Origin of the sequence: Paraburkholderia caribensis, assembly GCF_002902945.1 — a bacterium.
Classification (GTDB): Bacteria; Pseudomonadota; Gammaproteobacteria; order Burkholderiales; family Burkholderiaceae; genus Paraburkholderia; species Paraburkholderia caribensis.
In genome coordinates this window covers 2,514,288-2,526,653 of sequence record NZ_CP026102.1, presented here as the reverse complement: position 1 = coordinate 2,526,653, position 12,366 = coordinate 2,514,288, and the positions used below count along the sequence as shown (strand labels likewise).

Below are 12,366 nucleotides of genomic sequence, written 5' to 3'. Positions count from 1 at the left end.
CCGCATCGACGCACAGCTTTATCGGTCAATACGGAGAGTTCTGATGCATCGTTTTGTCGTCGTAGGTGGAGGCGCGGGAGGCCTGGAGCTGGCGACGCGGCTCGGCGATCGCTATGCGCGCAGAAAGAGCGGCGGTGAGCCGCGCGCGCAGGTTACGCTGGTCGATCGTTATCCGACCCATATCTGGAAGCCACTGCTGCACGAGGTGGCGGCGGGCAGCATGGACCCGTTCACGCAAGAGCTGGAGTACGCCGCGCAGGCGCGCTGGCACGGCTTCGAATTTCAACAGGGTGAACTGGTGGGCCTCGACCGCACGGCGAAGTCCATCCGGCTTGGCCGCGTGCTCGACGACGACGGCGCCGAACTGCTCCCCGAACGGGTTCTGGAATACGACACGCTCGTCATCGCGATCGGCAGTACGACGCACTTCTTCGGCGTGCAGGGCGCGCCCGAATATTCACTCGCACTCGATACCGTTCAGCAGGCCGAGCGGTTCCGCAAGCGTCTGATCGCCGCCTGCATGCGGGCCGAGCATCAGGCGCACGAACCTGTTGAAACGAATCCCGGCACGACGTCGACGGAACCGCGCATCCAGGTCGCGATTGTCGGCGGCGGCGCGACGGGTGTCGAATTGTCGGCGGAACTGCGCAATACGGCGCAGGTGCTGTCGGCCTATGGGCTGCACAAGCTCGATCCACGCCACGATGTCGGCATTGTGCTGATCGAGGCCGGGCCGCGCATTCTGCCGGCGCTTCAGGAACGCGTATCGACGGCCACGTCCGAGCTGCTGCAAAAGCTCGGCGTGAAGCTGATGGTCGGCGAGACGGTCGCGGAAGTCGCGCCGGGCGTCGTGCGCACCGCGAGCGGCAAGACAGTGCGCGCCGATCTGACCGTGTGGGCGGCGGGCATCAAGGCGCCGCCCGTGCTGAGCCAGCTCGACGGCCTGCCCGTGAACAGGCTCGGTCAGCTCGAAGTGCGTCCCACGCTGCAGACCATGATCGACGACAACGTGTTCGCGTTAGGCGATTGTGCCGCGTGTGCGTGGCCGGGCAACGAACGCAACGTGCCGCCGCGCGCGCAGGCCGCGCACCAGCAGGCAAGCTTCCTGCTGCGGGCGCTCGGCAACCGGCTCGAAGGCCGGCCGCTGCCGGAGTTCACGTATCGCGACTTCGGCTCGCTGGTGTCGCTCGGGCACTTCAGCGCCGTGGGCAATCTGATGGGCGGCGTGATCGGCGGCAACATGCTGATCGAAGGGCTGTTCGCGCGCTTCATGTATATGTCGTTGTACCGGCTGCATATCGCCGCGCTGCACGGCTATGCGCGCATGGTGCTGGATACCTTCGCGCACTGGCTGCGGCGCACGACGCTGCCGCGCGTCAAGCTGCACTGAGTCTTCCTTGACGCTTCATTGAACCGCTACTGATCGATATCGATGCTTCTGCAACAGGATGTGCTTTGCGCGTATCCTGTTGGCTCCTTGCCGTCCACCCATTCCAAACGAGGAGCACAGCATGTTGAAGCCAGAAGTCGACAGTCTCGTTCCGCATGTTCCCTTCGACCGGCGCACCTTCATCAAGGCGGCGCTCGGCACGGGCTTCGCGGCATGCGTGCTGCCCGTGTCCGCGCAGACTATCCATACGGACAGTGAGGGTCTGGAGGCGGGCGAAGTCAGCATCAAATCGGGCGATACGATGGTGCCCGCCTATCGCGCACAGCCCAAGGGCAAGACGCATTTGCCCGTGATCATCGTGGTTCATGAGATTTTCGGCGTGCACGAGCATATCGCCGACGTCTGCCGGCGCTTCGCGAAGCAGGGCTATCTGGCCATCGCGCCTGATCTTTATAAGCGCCAGGGCGATCCGACCCAATACCCGTCGATGCAGCAGCTCAACGAGCAACTCGTCAGCAAGGTGCCCGACTCGCAGGTGCTCGCCGATCTCGACGCGACCTTCAAATGGGCAGGCGAGCATGGCGGCGATGTGAACAAGGTGGGGATCAACGGCTTCTGCTGGGGCGGGCGCATTGCGTGGTTGTATGCGGAGCACAATCCGCGGCTGAAGGCGGCGGTTGCGTGGTATGGGCGTGTGGCCGGCAACCAGACGCCGATGACGCCAGCCAACCCGATCGACCGCGTGTCCGATCTGCAGGTGCCCGTGCTGGGGTTGTACGGCCGGCAGGACCAGAGCATCCCGCAGGAGTCGCTCGACAAGATGAAGCAGGCGATCGCGCAGGGGCCGCAGGCGGGGCGCGGCTCGGAGTTTGTCGTCTATGACGACGCGGGGCATGCGTTCTTTGCGGATTATCGGCCGAGCTACAAGCAAGCCGACGCCGAAGACGGTTGGCGCCGCACGCTTGCATGGTTCAAGGCGCACGGAGTGGGTTGAGTTTTCCTGCGTGTGCGGTGCCGGCGATCGTCCGCGGTCGCCGGCGCCGCTGTCAACAAAGAGGTTACGGATTCGGTCCCGTCGCCACAGGCCGCGACGTATCCGAACTCCATTCGCTCCACGATCCGGGGTACAGCGCCGCGCCATGCAGCCCGGCGATTTCCATCGCCAGCGCGTTGTGGCAAGCGGTGACGCCCGAGCCGCATTGCAGCACCACATGCTCGGCGGACACGCCCGCGGGAATCACCGCGTTGAAGTCGTCGCGCAGCGTGTGTGCGGACTTGAAGCGCCCGTCTGCCGTCAGGTTGTCCTTGAAGAAGCGGTTGCGCGCGCCCGGAATGTGGCCGCCCACGCGATCCAGCGTTTCGTTCTCGCCGCGATAACGGTCAGCCGCGCGCGCGTCGATCACCACGCGTTCCTTCGTGCCGATGTTGCGTTCCACGGCTTGCGCATCCACGGTCACGGCCAGCGGTGCGCCCGCCTTGAAGTCGCCGCTCGTCTGCGGCGGCGCGTCCTGTGTCAGCGGGTGGCCGGCGGCTTCCCACGCCTGCAGCCCGCCGTCGAGCAGCGCGGCGGAATCGTGACCCAGCCAGCGCAGCAGCCACCACAGACGCGCGGCGTACATGCCGCCTTGCGCGTCGTACGCGACCACTTGCTGGCCTTGTTTGAGGCCGAGCGCGGCGAGCCGGTCGACCAGCTTCTGACGGTCCGGCAACGGATGACGTCCGTTGCTGCCCGTCTTCGGCCCGGACAGATCGCGGTCGAGATGCAGGTAGTGCGCTTGCGGCAGATGACCCGCCGCGTAGGCTTTTTCGCCAGAGTCGGTATCGGCGAGGTCGAAACGGCAATCGACGATGAACACGCTGCCCGGCGCGGCGGCCAGACGTTCGGCGAGATTGCTTGCGGAGATCAGCGTGGTGTAGTGAGTGTGTGGCATGACGGCTCCTGAGAGACTGATTTCGGCAGCGCCGAACGATATCTCTAGTCTAAACAAAAATGACGGGCCGAAGCCCGTCATTCCTTGTATGAAGCCGTGGATGCCGCTCGCGGCGCGCGCTCAGACCGTGCCGAGTTCGCGGCGCAGGAACTCGTGGAAGTGCTGCATGCCGTCTTCCATCGGGCTCTGATACGGACCGACCTGCGATTCGCCTCGCTCCAGCAGCGCGCGGCGGCCGGCGTCCATGCGTTCGGCGATTTCGTCGTCTTCGCGCGCCGTTTCCATGTACGCGGCGCGCTCCGCTTCGACGAAGTCGCGCTCGAACAGCGCGATTTCCTCAGGGTAATAGAACTCGACGACGTTGGTCGTTTTCTGCGGACCGCGCGGGATCAGCCACGACACGACGAGCACATGCGGATACCACTCGACCATGATGCCCGGGTAGTACACCATCCAGATCGCACCGAACTCGGGCATCTTGCCGTCGCGGTAGCGCAGCACTTCGTCGTGCCACTTGCGATACGTCGGGCTGCCCGGACGCGCGAGCTCGTTGTGCACGCCGACCGTCTGCACGCTGTACCAGTCGCCGAACTCCCACTTCAGATCGTCGCAGTTGACGAAGCTGCCGAGGCCCGGATGGAACGGCACGACGTGATAGTCCTCGAGATAGACCTCGATGAAGGTCTTCCAGTTGTAGTTGCACTCGTGCACTTCGACGTGATCGAACATGTAGTCCGTGAAGTCGAAGTGCTTTGCCGTGCCGAGGCGCGCGAGGTCTTTCGCGACGTCGCGGCCCTGCGTTTCGAACAGCAGGCCGTTCCAGCTTTGCAGCGGAGTGGCGCCGAGATTCAGGCAGGGGTTGTCGGCGAAATGCGGCGCGCCGAGCAACTGACCGTTCAGGTCGTAGGTCCAGCGGTGCAGGGGACAGACGATGTTCTCCGTCTGCCCGCGGCCGTTCAGCATGATCGCCTGACGGTGGCGGCACACGTTCGACAGCAGTTCGATCTGCGACTGCTGGTTGCGGACGAGCACGCGCCCCTCGCGTTCGCTGGGCAAGGCGAAATAGTTACCCGCTTCGGGAACCATGAGTTCGTGCCCGACGTAGCGAGGACCTTTCTTGAAAAGGGTTTCGAGTTCGCGCTCGTGGAGCGCCTGGTCAAAGTAAGCCGTGACTGGCAGCTGGCTGTGGATAGCCTTGAGCTGCAATGCATTGCTCAGATTGGACATTCCCACTCCCGATGAAGACGTGAAAGCAGTGAACAACCCAACCATCGAAGATTCGATTTAGGGAGCCCGCGATTATACCTGTTTCCCCCTCCTTGGGGCGCTTAAGTACCTGATTTGGGTTAAAAATGTCGGGGAAGCTCGCGATTTCGCCGCGCAAACGTTGGATTTATTTCTATCGTCCAAAGTGTTGCGCAATGGCCGTGCCGACACCCATTGGTGGGCTCGCAGGTCGAAAATCTCGCTTTTGCCGTAGAATGTCCGACTTGTTTTAATTTTGCGACGATTCATGGCGAAGACGGCTTCCACCGATACGGCTGGTTTGTCCCCCACCGGGACCGAAGGTTCCGACAATTCACCGCTGCCCGAGAGCTACGAGGCGGCGCTGGCGGAACTGGAGGGGCTCGTCGGGCGCATGGAGGGCGGCAGCCTCAATCTGGAAGAGTCGCTGGCGGCTTACCGGCGCGGCGCCGTGCTCGTGGCGTTCTGTCAGCAACAACTCGAAAAGGTGGAGCAGCAGGTGCGCGTCCTCGATGGCGAAACGCTCAAGCCGCTTCCCGTGAACACAGCAGGTACAACCGCTGCCGACAGCGGAGACGATCTATGACCTTCGAACAATGGATGCGCTCGGTGCTGGACCGGGTAGAGGGCGCACTCGAACAATACTTGCCGGCGGACTCGATCGAGCCCGCCCGGCTGCATGAAGCAATGCGCTACGCCGTGCTGGGCGGCGGCAAGCGGGTGCGCCCGCTGCTGTGCCACGCGGCGGGCGAGCTGACGGGCGCGAAGGCCGAGTGCCTCGACGCGGCGTCGGCGGCGCTGGAGATGATCCACGTCTATTCGCTCGTGCACGATGACATGCCCTGCATGGATGACGACGAACTGCGCCGCGGCAAGCCCACGGTACATGTCAAATATGACGAAGCGACGGCACTGCTGGTCGGCGATGCGCTGCAGTCGCAAGCTTTCGTTGCGCTGACATCGGATGTGCTCGCGCCGGCGCAGCAGGCCGCGCTGGTGCGCGAACTGGCGCTCGCGAGCGGTTCGATCGGCATGGCGGGCGGCCAGGCGATCGATCTGGCGAGCGTCGGCCACACGCTGACGCGCTCGCAACTCGAAACGATGCACCGCCTGAAGACGGGCGCGCTGCTGCGCGCAGCCGTGCGCATGGGCGCGCTGGCAGGCGAAGCGCACGACGCGGCGATGCTGAAGTCGCTGGATGCCTATTCGGCTGCTGTGGGCCTCGCGTTTCAGGTCGTCGACGACATTCTCGACGTCACGACCGATTCCGCGACGCTCGGCAAGACGGCTGGAAAGGACGCGAAGGACGGCAAGCCGACCTACGTGTCGATCATCGGGCTCGACGCTTCGCGCGCGCTGGCTGCGCAACTGCGCAGCGACGCGCACCAGGCGCTTGCACCTTTTGGCGCCCGCGCGCAGCGGCTCGCCGAGCTGGCTGACCTCGTGGTGAACCGGGTCCGCTGATGTAGCTGTAACGCGAAAGCCCGCCGCCCGCACAAGACTTTTCGGGTGTGCGCGAATGAAGTGCGGGCGCGTAAGTTTTCCTACAATGGAACGACGATGTACGACTTGCTGAAAACCATTGACGACCCCGCGGACCTGCGCCGCCTCGATCGCCGCCAGTTGCAACCGCTTGCCGACGAGTTGCGAGCCTTCGTGCTCGACAGCGTGTCGCAGACGGGCGGCCACCTGTCGTCCAACCTCGGCACGGTCGAACTGACGATCGCGCTGCACTACGTGTTCGACACGCCGCGCGACCGCATCGTCTGGGACGTGGGTCATCAGACCTATCCCCACAAGATTCTGACGGGCCGCCGCGACCAGATGCACTCGCTACGCCAGTTGGGCGGCATCTCGGGCTTTCCGAAGCGCGACGAGTCGCCGTACGACACGTTCGGCACCGCGCATTCGAGCACGTCGATCTCGGCGGCGCTCGGCATGGCGATCGGCAGCAAGCTGCGCGGCGAAGACCGCTTCGCGATCGCCGTGATCGGCGACGGCGCGATGACGGCGGGCATGGCCTTCGAGGCGATGAACAATGCGGGTGTCGAAGACGACGTGCCGCTGCTCGTCATCCTCAACGACAACGACATGTCGATTTCGCCGCCCGTCGGCGCGCTGAATCGCCATCTCGCGCGTTTGATGTCGGGCCGCTTCTATGCGGCCGCGCGCGCCGGCGTCGAACGGGTGCTGCGCCACGCGCCGCCCGTGCTGGACCTGGCGCGCAAGCTCGAAGAGCACGCGAAGGGCATGATCGTCCCGGCCACGCTGTTCGAAGAGTTCGGCTTCAACTACATCGGACCGATCGACGGTCACGATCTGGACTCGCTGATCCCGACGCTGCAGAACATCCGCGAGCTGCGCGGTCCGCAATTCCTGCACGTCGTGACGAAGAAGGGCCAGGGCTACAAGCTCGCCGAGGCTGATCCCGTGCTGTACCACGGCCCCGGCAAGTTCAACCCGGCCGAAGGCATCAAGCCGTCGACGACGCCCGCCAAGAAGACCTACACTCAGGTGTTCGGCGAATGGCTGTGCGACGCGGCCGAACTGGATTCGCGCGTGGTCGGCATCACGCCTGCGATGCGCGAAGGCTCGGGCATGGTCGAATTCGAAAAGCGTTTCCCGGATCGCTACTACGACGTCGGCATTGCCGAGCAGCATGCCGTTACGTTCGCGGGCGGCCTCGCAACGGAAGGGCTCAAGCCGGTCGTCGCGATCTACTCGACGTTCCTGCAACGCGGGTATGACCAGCTGATTCACGACGTCGCGCTGCAGAACCTGCCTGTTGTGTTTGCAATCGATCGTGCGGGCCTCGTCGGCGCGGACGGCGCGACGCACGCGGGCGCGTACGATCTCGCGTTCCTGCGCTGCATCCCGAACATGACGGTGATGGCGGCGTCGGATGAAAACGAGTGCCGCCAGATGCTATACACGGCGCTGCAGCAGCCGAACCCGACGGCCGTGCGCTATCCGCGCGGCGCGGGCACGGGTGTCGCAACGGTCAAGCAGATGGCTGCGCTGCCGCTCGGCAAGGGTGAAGTCCGTCGTCAATCGACGCAGCCGGCCGGCAAGCGCATTGCGATTCTCGCGTTCGGCACGATGGTCGCGCCGTCGCTTGCGGCAGCGGAGCAACTGGACGCGACGGTCGCCAACATGCGCTTCGTGAAGCCGATCGACGCCGATCTCGTGCGCGAGCTGGCTGAAACGCACGACGCCATCGTCACGGTCGAAGAAGGCTGCGTGATGGGCGGCGCGGGCTCGGCATGCGTGGAAGCCATGATGGAGAGTGGGGTTATCCGACCCGTACTACAATTGGGCCTTCCCGATCGCTTCATCGATCACGGGGATCCGGCGAAGCTGCTGGCGTCGTGTGGGCTGGATGCTGCAGGCATCGCGAAGTCCATCCGCGAGCGATTTGTGGAGCACGCGAGCGGCAAGTCGGTCAAACGCGTCGCTTAACATAGCGGGCCGCGGGAACAGGAAAGCGGCTCGTTGCATCTACTCGAATATGAATCGGCGGGTTACATACCGCCGGGCTCCGCCGGCGCAAGCCGGCGGTTGTCATTTTGCGCGTCGATTCGCGCTGCAAGTTGAGGACAAGAACATGAACCAGATGAACCCCGCTTTCGTGATGCCTGACGTGCAGAGCACGGTCGACACCCGCCAGATTCCGATTCAGCGGGTGGGTGTGAAGGCGGTGCGTCATCCGTTGACGGTTCGTACGCCGGACGGCAGCGTGCAGCCGACCATTGGCACGTGGAATCTCGATGTTCATTTGCCTGCCGAGGTGAAGGGCACGCATATGTCGCGGTTCGTCGCGTTGCTTGAAGAGAACAAGACGCCGCTGGATTCTGCTGCGTTTCGCGCGATGCTCGCTTCGATGCTGGAGAAGCTGGAGGCGCCTGCGGGCCGTATCGAGGTGTCGTTTCCGTACTTCGTGAACAAGACGGCGCCGGTGTCGGGCGTGCAAAGTCTGCTGGACTACGAAGTGACGTTGACGGGCGATTCGCGCGATGGCGCCACGCGGTTGTTTCTTAAGGTTCTGGTGCCGGTTACCAGCCTGTGCCCGTGTTCGAAGAAGATTTCGCAGTATGGTGCGCATAATCAGCGCTCGCATGTGACGATTGACGCTGAGCTGGTCGATGACGTTCCCGTCGAGGATTTGATCCGTATTGCGGAAGAAGAGGCTTCGTGTGAGTTGTGGGGCCTGCTCAAGCGGCCGGATGAGAAGTTCGTCACCGAGCGCGCTTATGAGAATCCGAAGTTCGTCGAAGACCTGGTGCGCGATGTCGCGCAGCGGTTGAATGCTGATAAGCGGATTGTTGCCTATGTGCTCGAAGCGGAGAACTTCGAGTCTATTCATAATCATTCGGCTTATGCGGTGATTGAGAAGAGGGCATGAGGTTCGCTGGCATCCGTGCTTTGTTATCGCGCTTCACGCGTTGCCGTTCGGTGTTTTTGGGCTCTGCGCTGGCATCCGCGATTTGCTTTTGCTTTCGCTGGCATCCGTGATTTGCCTTTTCGCTGGCATCCGCGAATTGTTAGCGCGCTTCACGCGTTGCCCCTGTGCGGGGCGGCACCTACTTTTCTTTGCCGCCGCAAAGAAAAGTAGGCAAAAGAAAGCGGCTCACACCGCCAGCGCTAATTCTTGCCTGAGGGCCCCCACAGGTTCTTACGCTTCACACGGCAACCACGTGACCCACACTCGTTGCCAACGCTCTGAATGAGCGCCTCACCCGCCTCACGCACCCGCATTTCAGCACGCCGCGCCAGGCAGTCCACGGTCGCCCAGGTGGCAAACTGTGTGTAGGCCCTCGGTGCTTCACACGCCTCACTTCGGACCGACAGCACGCGCATACCTAAATGTAGGAGCGCCGAGCTTTACGACGCGACAACCTGCACACAGTTTGCCACCTGGGCGGCTGATACCATTCGCTGCCGTTAGCCTGTGCACGAGTATTTGAAGTGGGTGAGGCGCTCATTTAGCGCGCTGGCAACGCGCACGAACAAGGGCGCTGCCGTGTGAGGCGTGGGGACGTTGGGGGCCCGTGGATAAGAACACGGGCTGGCGGTGTGAGCCGCTTTCTTTTGCCTACTTTTCTTTGCGGCGGCAAAGAAAAGTAGGTGCCGCCCCGCACAGGGGCGACGCTTGAAGCACGCTAACGAATTGCGGATGCCAGCGCAAAGGCCAAAAACACCGAGCGGCAACGCGTGAAGCAAGCTAACGAATCGCGGATGCCAGCGCAGAGCCCAAAAACACCGAACGGCAACGCGTGAAGCGCGATAACAAAGCACGGATGCCAGCGCAAAAGCCAACAACACCGAACGGCAACGCCCCCCGCGAGGGTCCCACCGAATGCCCCTGGCAGACAAAAAAACCTCACCTCGCCAGAGAATCCAGATCCCACCGTGGCTTCACGGTAAAAGCATAGTCATTCCCAGCCTGCGCGGGCCAGCGCTCCAACCGCAGCGCGCCGGCAAGCGCAATCATCGCGCCGTTATCAGTGCACAGCGAAAGATCCGGATAATGCACATGAAACCCGCGCATCTTCGCGGCTGCCGAGAGCGCCTCACGCAACTGCCGGTTCGCACCGACACCCCCCGCCACGACAAGCCGTTTTAGCCTGGTCTTCTTCAGCGCCGCGAGCGATTTGGCAGCCAGCACATCGACGGCCGCGTCGACAAAACCACGCGCCAGATCAGCCTTGGCCTGCTCGCACACGTTGCTGCCAAGCTTCTTCACATGCGTCAGCACAGCCGTCTTCAGCCCGCTGAAACTGAAATCCAGATCGCCGGAATGCAGCATCGGACGCGGCAGCACGACAGCCCCGGGCGTGCCGAACTCCGCCAGCCGCGACACCTCCGGCCCGCCAGGATACCCGAGCCCCAACAGCTTCGCGGTCTTGTCGAAGGCTTCACCGGCTGCATCGTCGAGGGTCTCGCCCAGAGTCTCATAGACGCCCACGTCCGTCACCCGCATCAGTTGCGTATGTCCGCCCGACACCAGCAACGCGACGAACGGAAACGGCGGCGGCTCGTCGACGAGCAACGGCGACAGCAAATGGCCTTCCAGATGATGAATGCCGATAGTCGGCTTGTTCCACGCCATCGCCAGCGAATTGGCGATACTCGCGCCGACCAGCAGCGCGCCCGCGAGCCCCGGGCCCTGCGTGTAGGCGATCGCGTCGATGTCGCCGCGCGCGGCACCCGAGCGCTCAAGCACCTCTTCGAGCAGCGGCAGCGCCCGCCGGATATGGTCGCGCGAAGCCAGTTCCGGCACCACGCCGCCATATTCGCGATGCATCGCGATCTGCGAATGGAGCGCATGCGCGAGCAGCCCGCGCTCCGTGTCGTAGAGCGCGAGACCAGTTTCGTCGCAGGAGCTTTCTATGCCGAGAACGAGCATGATTCGACCGTCGATCGGGCGCCTGAAGTACCGCCCGAAACATCAAAAAAGGAACCTGAAAGTATAGCAGCGCAGGCACCGCGCCGCCGGGCGCGCCCGGCGTGGCGGTTACAATGCAGCCCCATGGAATCCTTCGATATCGCCGTAATCGGCGCGGGCGCGGCGGGCATGATGTGCGCATCGGTGGCGGGGCAGCTCGGCCGGCGCGTGGTGCTGATCGACCACGCGGCGCGGCTCGCCGAGAAAATCCGCATCTCGGGCGGCGGCCGCTGCAACTTCACGAATCTGTACGCCGGTCCGAACAATTATCTGTCGGCGAATCCGCATTTCTGCCGTTCGGCGCTGGCGCGCTACACGCCGCGCGATTTCATGGCGCTGCTCAAGCAGTACCGGGTAACGTGGCACGAGAAGCACAAAGGGCAACTCTTCTGCGACCAGTCGAGCGACGCCGTCATCGACGTGCTCAAGAGCGAATGCGACGCGGGCAATATCGCGTGGCGCCGGCCGCTCGCCGTCGAGCAGGTGCGCCACGCCGATTCCGACGGCTTCACGCTCGACACGCGCTCCGGCCCGATTCGCGCCCGCGCGCTGGTGATCGCGACGGGCGGTCTGTCGATTCCGAAAATCGGCGCAACCGATTTCGGCTACCGGATCGCGAAGCAGTTCGGACACAAGCTGATCGACACGCGCCCGGCGCTCGTCCCGCTGACGTTCGCTCCCGCCGACTGGCAGCCGTTTTCGGAGCTGTCGGGCGTGTCGCTGGAAGTGCATCTGGCGACGGGCGCGAAGAAAACGGGCGGCGAGTTCGTCGAAGATCTGCTGCTGACGCATCGCGGGTTGTCGGGCCCGGGCGTGCTGCAGATCTCCAGCTACTGGCAGCCTGGCGAGCCGGTGCACGTCAATCTGCTGCCCGAGCAGGATGCCATCGCCGCGTTGCTGGAGGCCAAAACCGCGACGAAGCGCCAGATCGGCACTCTGCTCGCCGAATGGGTGCCCGCGCGCCTCGCGCATGTCTGGCTGCAGACCCACGGCGTACCCGCCGACGCGCGGCTCGCCGATCTGCCCGACAAGTCGCTGCGCCGGGTCGGCGAGGCGCTGTCGCGCTGGACGCTCACGCCGAACGGCACGGAAGGCTACAAGAAGGCCGAGGTGACGCGCGGCGGCGTCGATACGCGCGAGCTGTCGTCGGCGACGATGATGAGCGCGCGCGTGCCGGGGCTGTATTTCATCGGCGAGGCCGTCGATGTGACGGGCTGGCTAGGCGGCTACAACTTCCAGTGGGCGTGGGCGTCGGGTGTGGCGGCCGGGCAGGCAGCGGCGGAATTCGCGGCTGCCCGGTAGCCCGTGAAAACGGGCGCAAACGCCCGTCACATAAGGGCTTGACACCCTTATGT

The 12,366-nt window shown here is 64.0% G+C and carries 10 protein-coding genes; 7 read left to right on the top strand and 3 right to left on the bottom strand.

Features of this window, described 5'->3' with window-relative positions:
- The first annotated feature begins 43 nt into the window (after nt 1–43).
- Together C2L66_RS27955 and C2L66_RS27950 are read left to right on the top strand one after the other, a co-directional pair.
- Complete coding sequence (locus tag C2L66_RS27955; RefSeq protein ID WP_054933495.1) at nt 44–1,390, top strand: NAD(P)/FAD-dependent oxidoreductase; 1,347 nt, start codon at nt 44–46, stop codon at nt 1,388–1,390.
- Nucleotides 1,391–1,511: 121 nt separating this feature from the next.
- On the top strand, nt 1,512–2,384 hold the full coding sequence (locus tag C2L66_RS27950) for a dienelactone hydrolase family protein (RefSeq protein WP_054933496.1): 873 nt from the start codon (nt 1,512–1,514) through the stop codon (nt 2,382–2,384).
- A gap of 64 nt (nt 2,385–2,448) precedes the next feature.
- On the opposite strand, the gene C2L66_RS27945 is transcribed toward C2L66_RS27950, so the two are convergent.
- Entirely contained in the window at nt 2,449–3,321 is an 873-nt protein-coding gene (locus C2L66_RS27945; RefSeq protein ID WP_060605059.1) for a sulfurtransferase, read from the bottom strand.
- Between the two features lie 120 nt (nt 3,322–3,441).
- Nucleotides 3,442–4,548 (bottom strand): aromatic ring-hydroxylating oxygenase subunit alpha, encoded by a 1,107-nt coding sequence (locus C2L66_RS27940; RefSeq protein WP_054933498.1) that lies wholly within the window; start codon nt 4,546–4,548, stop codon nt 3,442–3,444.
- A 286-nt stretch (nt 4,549–4,834) separates the two neighbouring features.
- Between C2L66_RS27940 and C2L66_RS27935 the strand changes: the two genes are divergently transcribed.
- The 4 genes from C2L66_RS27935 (at nt 4,835) to folE2 (ending at nt 8,968) form a co-directional block, all read left to right on the top strand.
- On the top strand, nt 4,835–5,152 hold the full coding sequence (locus tag C2L66_RS27935) for an exodeoxyribonuclease VII small subunit (protein ID WP_054933499.1): 318 nt from the start codon (nt 4,835–4,837) through the stop codon (nt 5,150–5,152).
- Nucleotides 5,149–6,030: a polyprenyl synthetase family protein gene (locus C2L66_RS27930; protein ID WP_060605061.1), complete on the top strand. Its 882-nt coding sequence runs from the start codon at nt 5,149–5,151 to the stop codon at nt 6,028–6,030. The genes C2L66_RS27935 and C2L66_RS27930 overlap by 4 nt, the downstream gene beginning before the upstream one ends.
- 96 nt (nt 6,031–6,126) lie before the next feature.
- The gene (dxs, locus tag C2L66_RS27925; RefSeq protein WP_035997888.1) at nt 6,127–8,025 is read left to right on the top strand and encodes a 1-deoxy-D-xylulose-5-phosphate synthase; all 1,899 of its coding nucleotides are present in this window, start codon (nt 6,127–6,129) and stop codon (nt 8,023–8,025) included.
- Nucleotides 8,026–8,170: 145 nt separating this feature from the next.
- Entirely contained in the window at nt 8,171–8,968 is a 798-nt protein-coding gene (gene folE2, locus C2L66_RS27920) for a GTP cyclohydrolase FolE2 (protein ID WP_054933501.1), read from the top strand.
- Nucleotides 8,969–9,946: 978 nt separating this feature from the next.
- Here the strand turns inward: folE2 and tsaD are convergent.
- Nucleotides 9,947–10,972, bottom strand: a complete 1,026-nt coding sequence (gene tsaD, locus C2L66_RS27915) for a tRNA (adenosine(37)-N6)-threonylcarbamoyltransferase complex transferase subunit TsaD (protein ID WP_054933502.1) — start codon at nt 10,970–10,972, stop codon at nt 9,947–9,949.
- A gap of 123 nt (nt 10,973–11,095) precedes the next feature.
- On the opposite strand from tsaD, the gene C2L66_RS27910 reads away from it, so the two are divergent.
- Nucleotides 11,096–12,313 (top strand): BaiN/RdsA family NAD(P)/FAD-dependent oxidoreductase, encoded by a 1,218-nt coding sequence (locus tag C2L66_RS27910; protein WP_060605064.1) that lies wholly within the window; start codon nt 11,096–11,098, stop codon nt 12,311–12,313.
- Nucleotides 12,314–12,366 lie beyond the last annotated feature (53 nt).